Annotated in this window: 15 protein-coding genes; 9 read left to right on the forward strand and 6 right to left on the reverse strand. The window is 60.6% G+C overall.

Translation table 11 applies throughout. The features are described 5' to 3' along the window. Positions 1-258 precede the first annotated feature (258 nt). The 4 genes from ACQKPC_RS24760 to ACQKPC_RS24775 all read left to right on the forward strand — a co-directional run bounded on the left by ACQKPC_RS24760 (position 259) and on the right by ACQKPC_RS24775 (position 5,240). On the forward strand, positions 259-1,617 hold the full coding sequence (locus ACQKPC_RS24760) for an 8-oxoguanine deaminase (protein ID WP_427626977.1): 1,359 nt from the start codon (positions 259-261) through the stop codon (positions 1,615-1,617). 347 nt (positions 1,618-1,964) lie between these two features. Then, on the forward strand, positions 1,965-3,047 hold the full coding sequence (locus tag ACQKPC_RS24765) for a BMP family ABC transporter substrate-binding protein (RefSeq protein WP_427626979.1): 1,083 nt from the start codon (positions 1,965-1,967) through the stop codon (positions 3,045-3,047). A 192-nt stretch (positions 3,048-3,239) separates the two neighbouring features. Then, positions 3,240-4,205, forward strand: coding sequence for a 2-oxoglutarate and iron-dependent oxygenase domain-containing protein (locus ACQKPC_RS24770; protein ID WP_427626981.1), 966 nt, complete (start codon positions 3,240-3,242; stop codon positions 4,203-4,205). A gap of 81 nt (positions 4,206-4,286) precedes the next feature. Further along, positions 4,287-5,240: an adenosine deaminase gene (locus ACQKPC_RS24775; protein WP_007907140.1), complete on the forward strand. Its 954-nt coding sequence runs from the start codon at positions 4,287-4,289 to the stop codon at positions 5,238-5,240. A gap of 171 nt (positions 5,241-5,411) precedes the next feature. Here ACQKPC_RS24775 and ACQKPC_RS24780 read toward each other — a convergent pair whose 3' ends face one another. The 3 genes from ACQKPC_RS24780 to ACQKPC_RS24790 form a co-directional block, all read right to left on the reverse strand. Further along, a complete protein-coding gene (locus tag ACQKPC_RS24780) occupies positions 5,412-6,794 on the reverse strand; it encodes an MFS transporter (protein WP_427626984.1) in 1,383 nt (460 codons plus the stop codon). A 134-nt stretch (positions 6,795-6,928) separates the two neighbouring features. Further along, a complete protein-coding gene (locus ACQKPC_RS24785) occupies positions 6,929-7,663 on the reverse strand; it encodes an ArsR/SmtB family transcription factor (protein ID WP_008069673.1) in 735 nt (244 codons plus the stop codon). Positions 7,664-7,979: 316 nt separating this feature from the next. Further along, positions 7,980-8,909: a LysR family transcriptional regulator gene (locus ACQKPC_RS24790; protein ID WP_427626986.1), complete on the reverse strand. Its 930-nt coding sequence runs from the start codon at positions 8,907-8,909 to the stop codon at positions 7,980-7,982. Between the two features lie 117 nt (positions 8,910-9,026). Between ACQKPC_RS24790 and ACQKPC_RS24795 the strand changes: the two genes are divergently transcribed. Both ACQKPC_RS24795 and ACQKPC_RS24800 read left to right on the forward strand, forming a co-directional pair. After that, complete coding sequence (locus tag ACQKPC_RS24795; RefSeq protein WP_427626988.1) at positions 9,027-10,040, forward strand: zinc-binding alcohol dehydrogenase family protein; 1,014 nt, start codon at positions 9,027-9,029, stop codon at positions 10,038-10,040. A 230-nt stretch (positions 10,041-10,270) separates the two neighbouring features. Beyond that, positions 10,271-10,441, forward strand: a complete 171-nt coding sequence (locus tag ACQKPC_RS24800; protein ID WP_427626990.1) for a hypothetical protein — start codon at positions 10,271-10,273, stop codon at positions 10,439-10,441. A gap of 8 nt (positions 10,442-10,449) precedes the next feature. Here the strand turns inward: ACQKPC_RS24800 and ACQKPC_RS24805 are convergent, their stop codons facing one another. Together ACQKPC_RS24805 and ACQKPC_RS24810 are read right to left on the reverse strand one after the other, a co-directional pair. Further along, complete coding sequence (locus ACQKPC_RS24805) at positions 10,450-11,646, reverse strand: multidrug effflux MFS transporter (protein WP_427626992.1); 1,197 nt, start codon at positions 11,644-11,646, stop codon at positions 10,450-10,452. A gap of 94 nt (positions 11,647-11,740) precedes the next feature. Then, entirely contained in the window at positions 11,741-11,938 is a 198-nt protein-coding gene (locus ACQKPC_RS24810; protein ID WP_008069687.1) for a heavy-metal-associated domain-containing protein, read from the reverse strand. A 161-nt stretch (positions 11,939-12,099) separates the two neighbouring features. On the opposite strand from ACQKPC_RS24810, the gene ACQKPC_RS24815 reads away from it, so the two are divergent. The 3 genes from ACQKPC_RS24815 (at position 12,100) to cueR (ending at position 15,478) form a co-directional block, all read left to right on the forward strand. After that, positions 12,100-12,483, forward strand: a complete 384-nt coding sequence (locus ACQKPC_RS24815) for a hypothetical protein (RefSeq protein WP_048396201.1) — start codon at positions 12,100-12,102, stop codon at positions 12,481-12,483. Between the two features lie 191 nt (positions 12,484-12,674). Next, a complete protein-coding gene (locus tag ACQKPC_RS24820; protein ID WP_427626995.1) occupies positions 12,675-15,068 on the forward strand; it encodes a heavy metal translocating P-type ATPase in 2,394 nt (797 codons plus the stop codon). Continuing rightward, positions 15,065-15,478 carry a Cu(I)-responsive transcriptional regulator gene (gene cueR, locus ACQKPC_RS24825; protein WP_007907120.1) on the forward strand — a complete coding sequence of 138 codons (414 nt, stop codon included), beginning with the start codon at positions 15,065-15,067 and terminating at the stop codon, positions 15,476-15,478. Before ACQKPC_RS24820 ends, cueR begins: the two co-directional genes overlap by 4 nt. On the opposite strand, the gene ACQKPC_RS24830 is transcribed toward cueR, so the two are convergent. Continuing rightward, positions 15,432-16,646, reverse strand: a complete 1,215-nt coding sequence (locus ACQKPC_RS24830; RefSeq protein WP_427626997.1) for an MFS transporter — start codon at positions 16,644-16,646, stop codon at positions 15,432-15,434. The genes cueR and ACQKPC_RS24830 overlap by 47 nt on opposite strands. Positions 16,647-16,704 lie beyond the last annotated feature (58 nt).

A 16,704-nucleotide genomic window follows, 5' to 3' on the forward strand; every position in this document is an offset into this window, starting at 1 on the left:
CCCCGTTTGAGTGCGTAGCACTCACAAAATTTTTGGTACATCAGAGATTTGGGGACTGCTTCGCAGCCCAACGGGGGCAAGCCCCCTCGCCACAGCTCGCTCCCACAGGGGTTTCGCGTTGTCTTGTCGGGCGAGGCTTGCCCACGAAGCTTTTTTGTTCGAAACTCCGCACCTCGCCCCCGCGGCGACCCTGGATCAGCAGACAGGGCAACACTGAGCTGGCAACCCTGAACCCAACTTTCAGAGGAGCCGGCCAACATGCCTGCGACCCGTACCTGGTTAAAAAATCCCCTCGCCATTTTCACGGCCAACGCGCTCGATGCCCGTGGCGGTCTGGTTGTGCAAGGCGGCTTGATCGTCGAAGTGCTCGCCGCCGGTCAACAACCCTCCGCGCCCTGTGACCACGTTTTCGATGCGCGCGAACACGTGATCCTGCCGGGGCTGATCAACACCCATCACCACTTCTATCAAACCCTGACCCGTGCCTGGGCTCCGGTGGTTAATCAGCCGTTGTTCCCGTGGCTGAAAACCCTCTATCCGGTCTGGGCTCGTCTCACCCCTGAAAAACTCGCCCTCGCCACCAAAGTCGCATTGGCCGAGTTGCTGCTGTCCGGTTGCACCACCGCGGCCGATCACCATTACCTGTTTCCTGAAGGCCTGGAAAATGCGATCGACGTGCAGGTCGAGAGCGTCCGCGAACTGGGCATGCGCGCCATGCTCACTCGCGGTTCGATGAGCCTCGGTGAAAAAGACGGCGGCCTGCCACCGCAGCAGACCGTCCAGGAAGGTGAAGTGATCCTCGATGACAGCCAACGCTTGATTGCCGCATACCACGAGCGCGGTGATGGGGCGCAGATTCAAATCGCCCTGGCACCGTGTTCACCGTTCTCGGTGACCCCGGAAATCATGTCCGCCAGCGCCGAACTGGCGAACACCCTCGACGTGCGCCTGCACACGCACCTGGCGGAAACCCTCGACGAAGAAGACTTCTGCCTGCAACGTTTCGGCCTGCGTACCGTTGATTACCTGGACAGCGTCGGCTGGCTCGGGCCGCGTACCTGGCTGGCCCATGGCATTCATTTCAACCCCGACGAAATCACCCGTCTCGGCGCGGCCGGCACCGGCATTTGCCATTGCCCGAGCTCGAACATGCGCCTGGCCTCCGGCATTTGCCCGACGCTGGACCTGACCGCTGCGGGTGCGCTGCTGGGGCTGGGCGTTGACGGTTCAGCGTCCAACGATGCGTCGAACATGATCCTCGAAACCCGTCAGGCGCTGTACATCCAGCGGCTGCGCTATGGCGCAGAAAAAATCACACCGGAGTTGGTACTGGGCTGGGCGACCAAGGGTTCGGCAAGTTTGCTCGGGCGCACCGATATCGGTGAACTGGCGGTGGGCAAGCAGGCGGATCTGGCGCTGTTCAAACTGGATGAACTGCGCTTCTCCGGCAGCCATGATCCGGTGTCGGCGCTGCTGCTGTGCGGCGCGGATCGGGCGGACCGGGTGATGGTCGGCGGAAAGTGGCGGGTGATCGACGGTCAGGTTGAGGGGCTGGACCTGAAAGGGTTGATTGCCGATCACAGCCAGGCCGCTCGGCAGTTGATCGCCGGAGTCTAAGTCGACGTAGACCTATTGTGGGAGCGAGCCTGCTCGCGATGAGGCCATGTCATTCAACATTGATGTTGAATGTTAGTCCGCTATCGCGAGCAGGCTCGCTCCCACAGTTTTGTGTGAGGCGCCCGCACCAGTGGATGGCGTGGACTCGAGACGGCGCACCGGGATGGTTCTGTGGTGGTCGTCAGGGCCTCTTCGCGGGCAAGCTTGCTCCTACAGGATTTGCGCAGGTCAAGTGGGAGCGGGCTTGCCCGCGATGGCCGTTACGCGATTTCGATCCATTTGTTGTCCTGTTGGTCAGCAATTTGCATTGCCCTCCTCCATCTCACAACAAAATGGAGTTCCCGTTCATGCATAAACGTCCGTTGAAGCAGCTACTTTGTGCTGTCGCCGCAGCCATCGGTCTGAGCGCCAGCCTGACCGCCAGTGCTGCCGACCCGCTGAAAGTCGGCTTCGTCTATATCGGCCCGATCGGTGACCACGGCTGGACGTATCAGCATGAACAGGGACGCAAGGCGCTGACAGAAAAGTTCGGCGAGCAGATCACCACCAACTACGTGGAGAACGTCGCCGAGGGCGCCGATGCCGAGCGGGTGATCCGCAACATGGCCAAGGACAAGTACGACCTGATTTTCACCACGTCTTTCGGCTACATGAACCCGACCCTGAAAGTCGCCAAGCAATTTCCCAAGGTGACCTTCGAACATGCCACCGGCTACAAGCAGGACAAGAACCTCGGCACTTACCTGGCACGTACTTATGAAGGCCGCTACGTCGGCGGTTTTCTCGCGGCGAAGATGACCAAGACCAAGAAAGTCGGCTACGTCGCCTCGTTCCCGATCCCGGAAGTGATCCGCGACATCAACGCCATTCAACTGGCCCTGAACAAGTACAACCCGGGCACCGAGATCAAAGTGGTGTGGGTCAATTCCTGGTTCGACCCGGGCAAGGAAGCCGACGCCGCCAATGCGCTGATCGACCAGGGCGTGGACGTAGTGTTCCAGCACACCGACAGCCCGGCACCGATCCAGGCGGCCGAACGGCGTGGCGTGTATGCCGTCGGTTATGCATCGGACATGGCGCACTTCGGGCCGAAAGCGGTGCTGACGTCTATCGTCAACGACTGGGGGCCGCATTACATTCAGGCGACTCAAAGCGTGCTCGATCACACGTGGAAATCCCAGGATTACTGGGGCGGTCTGAAGGAAGGCACGGTTGAGCTGCCGATCAGCGACCTGGTGCCGCCTGCGGTAAAAACCGAAGCCGAGCAGATCATTGCCGACATCAAGAGCGGTGCCCTGCATCCGTTCACCGGGCCGATCAAGGATCAGGCCGGCGTGGAGAAAATCCCGGCGGGCGCGACGGCAACCAATGCGCAGCTGGCGTCGATGAACTACTACGTCGAAGGCATGAAGGCCGAGATACCGAAGTAATTCCGGCGCGAACACAAAACCCTGTGGGAGCAGGTCTGTGGCGAGGGGGCTTGCCCCCGTTTGAGTGCGTAGCACTCACAAGATCTTTGGTACATCAGAGATTTTGGGGCTGCTTCGCAGCCCAACGGAGGCAAGCCCCCTCGCCACAGGCTCGCTCCCACATTGGATTTTCAGCGTTTTCAAGGACTGCGCATGAACCAACTCCCGATCATCGACATCAGCCCGCTCTACAACGCTGATCAAAACGCCTGGCAATCCATCGCCACACAAATCGACCATGCCTGCCGCGAATGGGGCTTTTTCTATATCAAGGGCCACCCGATCGCCCCGTCGCGTATCGCCGCCGTGCTCGAGCATGCCCAACGTTTCTTCGCCCTACCCGCCGCCGAAAAACTCAAGATCGACATCACCCAAACCCGCCACCACCGCGGCTATGGCGCCATCGCCACCGAGCAACTCGACCCGAGTAAACCCAGCGACCTGAAAGAAACCTTCGACATGGGCCTGCACCTGCCGGCCGATCATCCCGAGGTGATTGCAGGAAAACCTTTGCGCGGGCCTAACCGTCATCCGTCGTTGCCCGGTTGGGAATCGCTGATGGAGCAACACTACGTCGACATGCAGGCGCTCGCTCAAACCCTGTTGCGGGCCATGACTCTGGCATTGGGCATCGAGCGCGATTTCTTCGATAGCCGTTTCAAAGAACCGGTCAGCGTGCTGCGGATGATTCATTACCCGCCGCGCCACACTGCCAGCACCGAAGATCAGCAAGGTGCCGGCGCTCACACCGATTACGGCTGCATCACCCTGCTTTATCAGGATGCCGCTGGCGGACTGCAAGTGCGCAATGTGCAGGGCGAATGGATCGATGCGCCGCCGATTGAAGGCACGTTCGTGGTCAACCTCGGCGACATGATGGCGCGCTGGAGCAACGACCGTTACCTGTCGACGCCGCACCGGGTAATCAGCCCGTTGGGAGTGGATCGTTACTCGATGCCGTTCTTTGCCGAACCGCACCCCGATACACCTATCGAATGCCTGCCCGGCTGCCAGGATGAACGGCATCCGGCGAAATATCCTGCCACCACCTGCGCCGAGTTCCTGCTGTCGCGCTTCGCCGACACCTACGCCTATCGACGGCAACAGGAAGCCGTGTAATGAACCGGCTGGTCAGGTTTTGCTCATTGTTTCTGCGGGCATCTGTAGAATGCCCTCATTGCACCTGATGAGATTTCAAAAATGTACGACTGGCTGAACGCTCTGCCCAAGGCAGAATTGCACTTGCACCTGGAAGGTTCGCTGGAGCCTGAGCTGCTGTTCGCCCTGGCCGAACGCAACAAGATCGCCCTGCCGTGGAGCGACGTTGAAACGCTGCGCAAGGCTTACGCCTTCAATAACCTGCAAGAGTTTCTCGACCTGTATTACCAGGGCGCCGATGTGTTGCGCACGTCTCAGGATTTCTACGACCTGACCTGGGCCTACCTGTTGCGCTGCAAGGCGCAGAACGTGATTCACACCGAACCGTTCTTTGACCCGCAAACCCACACCGACCGTGGCATCCCGTTCGAAGTAGTGCTCAACGGCATCGCCGCCGCACTGAAGGATGGCGAGCAGCAACTGGGCATCACCAGCGGTTTGATCCTCAGTTTCCTGCGTCACTTGAGCGAAGACGAAGCGCAGAAAACCCTCGACCAGGCGCTGCCGTTCCGCGATGCGTTTGTCGCCGTGGGCCTGGACAGTTCGGAGATGGGCCACCCGCCGAGCAAGTTCCAGCGGGTGTTCGATCGTGCACGCAGCGAAGGATTCCTGACCGTGGCCCACGCCGGTGAAGAAGGCCCGCCCGAGTACATCTGGGAAGCCCTCGACCTGCTGAAAATCCAGCGCATCGACCATGGCGTGCGCGCCATCGAAGACGAGCGCTTGATGCAGCGGATCATCGACGAGCAGATCCCGCTGACCGTGTGCCCGTTGTCGAACACCAAACTCTGCGTGTTCGATCACATGTCCCAGCACAACATCCTCGACATGCTCGAGCGCGGTGTGAAAGTCACGGTGAACTCCGATGACCCGGCCTACTTCGGCGGGTATGTCACCGAGAACTTCCACGCGCTGTACACCGATCTGGGCATGACCCAGGATCAGGCCAAGCGCCTGGCGCAGAACAGCCTGGATGCGCGGTTGGTGAAACCGTAAGGTTCACCCAATGAACCTGTGGGAGCGAGCCTGCTCGCGATAGCGGAATGACATTCAACATTGACGCTGAATGTCATGGCCCCATCGCGAGCAGGCTCGCTCCCACAGGTTGATCTGTACCCAAAAAGTTGGACACCCATCCTGATTTTGGGGTCAGATCAGGTTCGGTGATTACCTGACGATCACCGGCTCACTCAACTCTTCCAACGTCTTGCCCCGGGTCTCCATCCCGAACATCCACACCACCCCCGCCGCAATCGCAAAACACATCGCCCCCAGCGCAAACACCCCGCCCTGCCCGGTCATCGGGAACACTAGCCCGGTCACCAACGGCCCGAGCAACGACCCCACGCGGCCGATGGCTGACGCGAACCCCGAACCCGTGGCGCGTGCCGACGTCGGGTACAACTCAGGGGTGTAGGTGTAGAGCACCGCCCACATGCCGAACAGAAAGAACTGCATCAGCAGCCCCGAGGTAATCAACAGACTGACGTTGCCGCCGAACACTGCACTCTGGCCATAAAGAAACGCCATGACGCCACCGCCGAGCAATGTCACGACGCACACCGGTTTACGCCCCCAACGCTCCACCAGCCAGGCGGCCATGAGGAAACCGGGAATCCCGCCGAGGGAAATCAGCACCGTGTAATACACCGATTGAGTCACCGCGAAACCCGATTGTTGCAACAGCGCACTGAGCCAGGACGTCAGGCCATAGAAACCCAGCAAGGCGAAGAACCACACGCTCCAGATCATCATCGTGCGCTGGCGATACTGCGGCGACCAGATCTCCCCTAGCGCAGAGAAGAAAGTGCCCGGTTGACTCGCCACCCGGGGCAGACGAATCGGTTCAGGCAAATCCGCACGGCCCAATGAAGCCCGGACTCGATCTTCGATGCCGAGCAAGACCTTATCCGCCGCGTCATGATGTCCGGCTTGCTCCAGCCAGCGCGGTGACTCGGGAATGAAAAAACGAATCGCCAGGACGAACACCGCCGGCACCGCTAACACCAGAAAGATGTCGCGCCAGCCAATCACCGGCAACAGGAAGTACGACAGCACCCCGGCCGCCACGAAGCCGAGCGGCCAAAAACCATCCATCAACGCGATGTAACGCCCACGTCGCTTTGCCGGAATCAGCTCCGACAGCATCGACTGAGCAATCGGAAACTCCATGCCCATGCCGATCCCCAGCAGGATTCGGAACAGCGTCAGCGTTTCAACGTTTTGCGCCGTGGAACACAGGTAACTGGCGATGCCCCACAGCACAATGCTCCACTGGAACACTGGTTTGCGCCCGAAGCGGTCGGCCAGCATGCCCGACAGCGATGCGCCCAGAACCATGCCGAAAAAACTCGAACTGGCCAGCAACCCGGCCTGCGCCGTGCTCAGGCCAAACTCGGTTTTGATCGAGCCGAGCAGAAAGGTCATCATCGCCAGGTCCATGGAGTCGAAGAAAAACGCCAGGGCAATGATGATGAAAATGATGCGGTGATAACCGCTGATGGGCAGCCGTTCCAATCGTTCTGCCGCGCTGAAGCTTCGTGTGTCCATGCCACATTCCCCCAATCCTGAAAGTCCCCGGATCGAGTGTGCGCGATAGCGGCTGGGGATTATTGCTAAATGCGACCTGTCCACAGCTCTGAACGACGCCTGAAACAAATCCCGGACGTCGCACCTCAATGACTCTAAAGCGCCATTTCCAGTTCGGTTTCCTTGGCGAAGCGATGGATTTCCTGTTGCCCCAAAGCGGTGATCTGCAACGCTCGCGAATCGTTGGGCAGGCTCAACCAGCCCGATTGCATGAACAGCTGCAACAACGCCGCGCCCAATGAACCGCCCATGTGCGGGCGTCTTTCGCTCCAGTCCGGGCAAGCGCAGGCGACTCTGCTGTTGCGATGAGCCAGCGCCTGGATGAACACACCGCGCGTTGCCAATTGTGTGGCGCCCTTGTGAGTGATCATGACCCGCTGATCGAATTGCTCGATCCAGCCCGCATCCAGCAGGCGCTGGTAGAGGTCGGCGGCCAGGGTGCCGCCCAGATGGTCGTCGCAGAGCCTGGCCCGCAGCAATGACGAAGGCGCCGCCTGAGGTTTGGCGATAGGGCTGGTGCGTTTGAAAACCTCTGGAATGTCCCGAGGCGCGCTGGCCAGGGTCGCGCTGGCCAGGGCCTCTATCGCGGCGCCGACTTCGGGCGCGGCAAGCCGGAAAAACCGTTTGCGGCCACGGGTTTCGACTTTCAACAGACCTCCGGCGGACAAACGCCCTAAATGCGCACTGGCCGAAGACGGCGACAGGCCGGCCAGCAACGCCAGCTCTTCGGTTTGCCGCGCCGAGCCGTCCATCAAGGCCCACATCATTGCGCTGCGCTTGGGGTCAGCCAGCAATGTGGCGATCTGGCTGATGCAAGGTGCATGTTCCATGTATTCACTCCCTGTTGAATCGTTTCGTCTACTGCTCAGAGACATCTTGACCAGTAATGTGTCGTCGGCCAAGACGCGAAAACCGCCATGGACCGGGCAAAGCCACCCACTCACCCAAGCCATTGCTTCGTGGGTGCAACGAAGGTCCGGTGATGACCATCGGGTATGACCGAATCGAACCTGGACTCGCCATTGCGAGGTCGACGGTGCGTACATGAGGCGGGCGCTAGTATAAGCGGGTTAACCGCTGGTTCCTGCCCTTGGGAATCCATTGGTGGTGATAGTTCCTGACAGAAATTTCGCTATTTGCCTGCGACTAATGATCGACACCCGAAATCGTCGGAAATTGACTGCTTATTCGAGCGCATCGGCTGGCAAGCATTTCCCGCAAAAGGTTCACCGGCTTACTCAATTGTGCGCGATGGGCGCACAGCAAATTCAGCGGTGCACGCTCACAGAGCAGCTCCGGCATCAGCACTTTCAGCCGACCGGCCAGCACATCGGCGGCGACATCAAGCCAGGACTTATACGCAATCCCCGCCCCCGCGACGGCCCACAGACGCACAACATCGGCGTCGTCACTGAAGCGATCGCCACTGACCGTCAGGCTCACTTCGCGTTTGCCATCGTGGAAACTCCAGTGATCGTGAACCCGACTGCCGAGCATGAACAACAGGCAGTTGTGCTGAGCCAATTGCTCCAGATACCGAGGTTCGCCATGCCGGGCCAGGTAACTCGGCGCCGCGCAGAGTACACGACGGTTCTGTGGGGCGATGGGCAACGCCACCAGGCTCGAGTCTTCCGGCTCGCCATACCGCAGGGCAATGTCCACCGGTTGGCGAAACAGGTCGGCGATGCGGTCACCCAGCAGCAACCGTACCGTGAGCTTCGGATGCTCGCACTGAAACTCGTCGAGCCATGGCAACAGCAGGTTGCGACCGAAATCCGAAGGCGCCGACAACTGCAAAACCCCGCTGACCTGATCCTGCCCGCTGGCCAGCAAGCGGCGGCCCTCATCGAGATTGCTCAAGGCTGCCCGGGCGTATTCCAGAAAACCTTCGCCTTCCGCGGTCAGGCGCAGGCTACGGGTAGAACGGGCGAGCAAGCGGGCGCCGAGTTGCTGTTCGATGCGCTTCAACGCCGCACTGGCCACCGCCGCCGACATATCCATCACCCGCGCCGCCGCCGACAGGCTGCCCAGGTCTGCAGCCCGAACGAACAACTGCAAGTCATCGAAACGCAACATCGTCAGCCTCGATTATCAAAAAAATATTGAAAGAGACTGCTCTTTTAGCGGGTTTTATCTTGCCGGAAAATAACCAATCATCTGCCCCATCGAAATTATTCCCTCTCAGGAACCCACATGAAAGCCATCGCCTACTACGACTCCCTGCCCATCAGCGACGAAAAATCCCTGCAAGACATCGAACTGCCAGAACCTGTCGCCGGCCCGCGCGACCTGTTGGTGGAGGTCAAAGCCATCTCGGTCAACCCGGTGGACACCAAGGTTCGCCAGAACGTCCAGCCTGAAGGTGGCGCGGCAAAGGTGCTGGGCTGGGACGTGGCCGGAGTGGTCAAGGCAGTCGGCAGCGAAGTGACCTTGTTCAAGGTTGGCGACAAGGTGTTCTACGCCGGCTCCATCGCCCGTGCCGGCGGCAATAGCGAGTTGCATGTGGTGGACGAGCGAATCGTCGGCCATATGCCGAAGACCCTCGGTTTCGCCGAAGCTGCCGCCCTGCCGCTGACCGCCATCACCGCGTGGGAATTGCTGTTCGAACGCCTGCAAGTACGCGAAGGCAAAACCGATGAAGGCCAGAGCCTGCTGATCGTCGGTGCCGCTGGCGGTGTGGGTTCGATCCTCACGCAATTGGCCAGCCAGCTCACCGGACTGAAGGTCATCGGCACCGCTTCCCGTGCACAAACCCAGGGCTGGGTGCGTGACCTGGGCGCCGATCAGGTGATCGATCATAGCCAGCCGCTGAGCGAAGAACTCAAACGTGCCGGGTTCGAGCAGGTGACCCACGTCGCCAGCCTGACCCAGACCGATCAACATCTGGATCAATTGGTGGAGGCGTTGGCGCCGCAAGGCAAACTGGCGCTGATCGATGATCCGAAGTCGCTGGACGTGACCAAGCTCAAGCGCAAGAGCCTGTCGCTGCACTGGGAGTTCATGTACACCCGCTCGCTGTTCGAAACCGCAGACATGATCGAGCAGCACAACCTCCTCAACCGCGTCGCCGGGCTGATCGATGCGGGCACGCTGAAAACCACGGTCGGCGAGCACTTCGGGACCATCAACGCGGCCAACCTGCGGCGTGCCCATGCTCTGCTGGAGAGCGGCAAGTCCAAGGGCAAAATTGTGCTTGAAGGGTTCTGAAGAGTAGGAGCTGCCGAAGGCTGCGATCTTTTGATTTTGCTTTTAAAAACACAAGATCAAAAGATCGCAGCCTTGGGCAGTGCCTACAGAGGATGGTGATTTTTTGCCGTCAGTCAGAGAATTGACCGTTGTCACAATTGCGATCGTATTCAGGTCTACAATCGAAAACTCTGCGAACAACCAATTAGTGATGTCTTTTACGAGACGTCTTTTATGAGAGGAGATCAGCAATGAAGATCCTGATAAAAGAATTGGCAACATCCCGCTGGCAGGTCCGCCTGGATCAACACGCTGTGACGTTCCGCAGTGAGGCCGAAGCCCTGGCCTTCACTAAAACGCTTGAAGCGCGCTTGCACGCGCCCCATCAGATTCCCGACCGTCAGCATCGCGCTGCTGGCTGAGTCCGTCCTCAGACCTGGGCTTGCGTCAGCGCCCGGGCATTTTGCAAACGTCGGGTGAGCGTCGCCGCGCTCACCACCAGAATCCCGCACAGGCTGATGACCATGGCCATGGGCATGGCGCTGCCATCGTGTAAAACACCCACCAATGCTGCGGCCCCGGCGGCAACGCTGAACTGCAGGCAACCGAGCATCGCCGAGGCACTGCCCGCCCGCGCGCCCTGCCCGTTCATGGCGCAGGCCGAGGCGTTGGGCACAATACAACCCAGGCTGGCGATGCAGAGGAAAAGCGGAATCAGCAACGGCCACAACTGCTCGGTGTGCAACGCGCTGACCGCCAACAGGGCCAAACCGCCCGCCAGATAGAGCCAGACAGTACGCGCCAGTAAAAAGGCCGGGCCGCGCTTGGCCAGCATCCGGGCATTGACCTGGGCCACCAGAATGAAACCCGCCGCGTTAATGCCGAACAGCCAGCCAAAATGCTCGGCTGGCACGCCATAGAGTTTGATGAAGACGAACGGTGAACCGGCGATGTAGGCAAACATCCCGGCGATGGCGACACCGCCGGTCAGGGCATGGCCGAGGAAGATCGGGTCCGCCAGTAACCGACCGTACTGACGCAGCGCGCCCGACAACGGTTGGCGCGGCACATGGGCCGGCAGACTTTCCGGCAGCCCCAGGGCGACTGCCAACCCTGCCAACGCACTGAAACCGGTCAGCACCAGAAAGATCGATTGCCAGCCCGTCGTGTTGACCAGCAACCCGCCCAGCATCGGCGCAAGAATCGGCGCCAGGCCCATCACCAGCATCAACTGCGAAAAGACCTTCGCCGAACCCACCGCATCGCATTTATCGCTGACCACCGCCCGCGAAATCACCATGCCCGCGCACCCGCCCAGCGCCTGGACGAAACGTGCGCCAATCAGCCATTCCAGGGTCGGCGCATAAGCACAGGCCAACGAAGCGGCGGTGAACAAGCCGACACCTGTCAGCAAGGGAATCCGTCGCCCAAAGCGATCGGCCACCGGGCCGTACGCCAGTTGACCAATGGACAGGCCAAGGAAATAGGCCGCCAGGGTCAGTTGAACGTGTTTTTCGTCGGTGCCGAAAGCGAGCGCCATCGCCGGGAATGCCGGCAGATAGAAATCGATCGCCAGCGGACCGAAAGCGCTCAAGGCGCCGAGAATCAGGATTGTGCGAAAGTTCATCAGGCGTCCAGATTAGACAGGGATCGGCAGGCCGACAGTCTAGCCTTGCGTGGACGCCTTGAACATTCCGTTAGGTCGCTAACTATTAAAAAACTCAGGCCAATTTGACGCCATAGCCCTCTTCGCTGATCGCGGCGATCACCTGATCGGCCGTCAGCGCACTTTCAACGCCGACTTCTTTTGCCGCCAGATCAATGCGCACACTGGCCGCGGGATCCTTGGCTTGCAGCGCCTGAGTGATGGCCTTGACGCAATGACCGCAGGACATGCCTTCAACATTGAACACTTGCATGGGACAACTCCTTGAATGAAGCCCTTTAATGAGGGGTGCAGGCAGTCTCGAGCTTGCCACCATGGCAAGGTCAAGTTCTCAAGCAAGCTGCCGGGCTGGCAATCGGCGTCGTGCTCGGCCAAGCTGCGTCCATCTATGACTCGACATCAGGAGATTCAGCCATGCGCTGGTCAGCTCTCAGCCTGTTTGGCTTCCTCAGCCTATTTGCCGCGACACCTTCGGTTCAAGCCGCCGGGGAGGACTACGGCGTGCTGATCATTTCCCGCGAGCGCCTGGAGGTTTCGACTTCCTGCGAGATCGGCGTGTACATCCAGGATCAGCTATCGGCGCGACTGTTCCAGGAACAGAGCACCTCGTTCAACCTGCCGCCGGGCAATGTGTCCCTGCGCCTCAAGCTGCTGCCGGGACAGGCGCCGGGTTGCAACCCGGGCATGCTCGCGCCGGGTTCGCAGAACATCACGCTCAAGGCCGGGGATGTGTTGAAGTTCCGGATTGCAATGACGCAGGAAGGGATGTACCTCAAGCCTGCCGCCCTCGAGTATTGACGCAAAACCAATGTGGGAGCGGGCTTGCTCGCGAAGGGGCCATAGCATTCAACATCATCGTTGACTGTTACACCGCTTTCGCGAGCAAGCCCGCTCCCACATTGGGTCTGCGACGATTTGAAGAGTGGCGCTTGACCTTGCCAGCATGGCAAGGTTGATCCTGTAGGTAATTTCTACAGGGAGCGTGACCGATGTCCGAATCCACCACTTTCGATCTGCCGATTGCCGGCATGACCTGCGCCAGTTGCGCCGGGCGTGTCGAGCGTGCCTTGAGCAAAGTCATCGGCGCCACGGCCGTCAGCGTCAACCTGGCCACCGAACAGGCTCGGGTTCAAGCGCCCAGTGATAGCCTGCCTGCCTTGATGGACGCGGTGCAGCAGGCCGGTTACAGCGTGCCACAGCAGACCCTGGAATTGAGCATCGACGGCATGACTTGCGCGTCCTGCGTCGGCCGCGTCGAACGGGCGCTGACCAAGGTGCCGGGGGTGAAGAGTGTCAGCGTTAACCTGGCCAACGAACGTGCGCACCTCGAACTGCTCGGCCAGGTCGATCCGCAAACCCTGATCGACGCCGTGACCAAAGCCGGTTACTCCGCCAGCGTCTGGGAAGTCGAACACCCGCAAGCCGACGTTCAACAGCAACGCCTCCATCGCGAACGCTGGGCCTTGCTGGCGGCCATCGCCCTCGCTTTGCCGCTGGTGCTGCCGATGGTGCTGCAACCTTTCGGTGTGCACTGGATGCTCCCGGCGTGGGTGCAGTTTGCGTTGGCGACCCCGGTGCAGTTCATCTTCGGCGCGCGCTTCTATGTCGCTGCGTGGAAAGCCGTGCGCGCAGGTGCCGGCAACATGGATTTGCTGGTGGCCCTGGGCACCAGCGCCGGATACGGCTTGAGCGTTTACGAGTGGGCCACCGCTGCCGGTCGCCTGCCGCACCTGTATTTCGAAGCCTCGGCGGTGGTGATCGCCTTGGTATTGCTGGGCAAATACCTGGAAAGCCGCGCCAAGCGCCAGACCGCCAGCGCCATCCGAGCCCTGGAAGCCTTGCGTCCGGAGCGAGCCATTCAGGTGATCGATGGCCGCGAGCAGGAGGTAGCGATCAGCGCTTTGCGCCTCAACGATCTGGTCATGGTCAAACCCGGCGAACGCTTCCCGGTGGATGGCATCGTTGTGGAAGGCCAGAGCCACGCCGATGAAGCACTGATCAGCGGCGAGAGCCTGCCGGTACCCAAACAACCGGGTGACAAGGTCACCGGCGGCGCCATCAATGGCGAAGGTCGGTTACTGGTTCAAACCTTGGCGCTCGGCGCAGAAACCGTGCTGGCGCGGATCATTCGCCTGGTCGAAGACGCGCAGGCGGCGAAAGCGCCGATCCAGAAACTGGTGGATAAAGTCAGCCAGGTGTTCGTGCCTGTGGTTCTGCTGATCGCCCTGGCGACCCTGGTCGGTTGGTGGCTGTACGGCGCGCCTCTGGAAACCGCGTTGATCAACGCCGTCGCGGTGTTGGTGATCGCCTGCCCTTGTGCACTCGGGCTGGCCACGCCGACGGCAATCATGGCCGGCACAGGTGTAGCGGCGCGCTACGGGATTCTGATCAAGGACGCCGAAGCCTTGGAGCGCGCTCATGAAGTCAGCGCCGTGGTGTTCGACAAGACCGGCACGCTGACTTCGGGCACGCCGCGCATCGCGCATCTGAGTGCCATCGAAGGTGACGAAGCCGCCTTGCTGCAAATGGCTGGTGCGCTGCAACGCGGCAGTGAACACCCGTTGGCCAAGGCTGTGCTGGATGCCTGCACCGAGCGCGGCCTGACCGTGGCGGATGTCAGCGACAGTCAATCGCTGACCGGGCGCGGCATTGCCGGCAATCTCAATGGTCGGCGATTGGCTTTGGGCAATCGGCGCCTGCTGGAAGAAAGCGGCCTGAGCGCCGGACCATTGGCTGACTCCGCAACGGCCTGGGAAACTGAAGGCCGGACCCTGTCCTGGCTGATCGAACAAAGCCCTGAACCGCGTGTGCTCGGCCTGTTCGCCTTCGGTGACACACTCAAACCCGGCGCCTTGCAAGCAGTGCAACAGCTGAGCGCACGGAACATCAGCAGCCACCTGCTGACCGGCGATAACCGCGGCAGCGCCAAGGTGGTCGCCGAGGCACTGGGCATCAGCGATGTCCACGCCGAAGTATTGCCGGCGGACAAAGCCGCCACCGTCGCTGCACTGAAAAAAACCGGTGTGGTGGCAATGGTCGGCGACGGCATCAACGACGCACCGGCCCTTGCCGCGGCAGACATCGGCATCGCCATGGGTGGCGGCACCGACGTCGCCATGCACGCTGCAGGGATCACCCTGATGCGCGGCGATCCACGGCTGGTGCCGGCGGCGCTGGAGATCAGCCGCAAGACCTACGCGAAGATTCGCCAAAACCTGTTCTGGGCCTTCGTCTATAACCTGATCGGCCTGCCACTGGCGGCTTTCGGCTTTCTCAACCCGGTGCTGGCCGGCGCCGCCATGGCGCTGTCGAGCGTCAGCGTGGTGAGCAATGCATTACTGTTGAAAACTTGGAAACCCAAAGACCTGGAGGATCACCGATGAACATTGGCCAAGCGGCCCGCCAGAGCGGTCTGAGCGCGAAGATGATTCGTTACTACGAATCCATCGGCCTGCTCAAGGCGGCCCATCGCACCGACAGTGGCTATAGAGTTTATGGCGACGACGATCTGCACACCCTGGCGTTCATCAAGCGCTCTCGGGATCTGGGGTTTTCGCTGGAAGAGGTCGGTAAACTCCTGACCCTCTGGCAGGACCGTCAGCGAGCCAGCGCCGATGTGAAGGCGCTGGCCCGTCAGCACATCGACGAACTGAACCAGAAGATTCGCGAACTCGGCCAACTGCGCGACACCCTGCAAGACCTGGTAGAACATTGCCACGGCGACCACCGCCCGGACTGCCCGATCCTCAAGGAGCTGGCCTCGGGCTGCTGCGCCGAACCCGCCCATTCCTGAGCGCCAACCCCTTCGCCACCAGCAACGTGGTGAGGGGAATGCCATGGAACAACAACACCACCGCGCCGGGCGTCCACCACGAATAGAACGGCGCGGCGATCAACATGCCGATGCCGAACCCGGTCATTTGCAGCAGCGTCAAAAAGCTGAAAATCGGCAGGCGCAGGTTGTCCGGTTCACGTTGCAGGCGCGACATCAGGCCGACTTCCGAGAACCCGTCGCCCAAGCCTGCGGGCAACGAAAACAGCAGCAAGCCGTAAAGCGTCTGCTGCTGAAACATCAGGATGAAGCCGCAGGACATCAGCAAAACGCCGAAGAAAAATCGCCGTTCCAAATGAACGTTGTCCGTACCTTTCAGGCGACTGGCAATTCGCGCACCGATGAATTTTCCACTGGCCCAGACCGCCAGCATCATGCCCAAGGTGGTGCTGGCCGACTCGGGTGTCAGCAGTTTTGAAATGATCGGGAAGCCGACGTTGTGTGCGGCGCTGCCCAAAGTGTCGGCCATGGCAACGGCTAGCATCGCCGTCAGCACCGGCGCCGTGCGCAAACCCTGACACAGGGCTGACCATTCGCCTTGTTGGTGATGGGGTTCATCACTGGGTGCAGGTCTGGAAAACCGCAGCGGCACAATCAACAACGCCGCCAGCAGGTAAGTGGCCACGTTCAGGGCAAACACCGTTTCAAAGCCAAACCCCGCCACCAACAACCCCGCCACCAGACTCCCGCCGACCATCGCCGCAGATGATGCCGAGGTCATCCAGGCGTTGGTCTTGAGCAGCTGCGCCTTATCGATCATGTGCGGTAATTGGCTGTTGAGGCCAATGGCGAACATCGAATTGCCGAACCCCAGGCCGAACGCGATCAGCGGTAGCAGCAGCGCTTGTTGGGTGACCGGCAACACTAGCAGCAGGCCCAGCAAACCGGCGCGCAGCAGGTCGAAGGCAATCAGCGGCAGGCGCCCGGCCCAGCGGCGATAGAACCGGGTGCCGATCAAACTGGCAAAGATCCCCCCGGCTACACGGCTGGCGAGGAAGATGCCGACACTCATGGCGCTGTTGCTGAGCAGATAGACGTAAGTGGCCAGCGCGACCATGTTGAGGAAAGCGCCGAAGTCCGAAATCAGCCGGGCGGCGATGATCAGTTGGGCATTGCGGGTGGTGTTCACATTCAGTCCTTGAGTGTGGTGAGTATCGCCGTTGTGGATTGTCTGGTCTGACGCCATC

Source organism: Pseudomonas sp. NPDC089918 (assembly GCF_050280605.1).
Lineage (GTDB): Bacteria > Pseudomonadota > Gammaproteobacteria > Pseudomonadales > Pseudomonadaceae > Aquipseudomonas.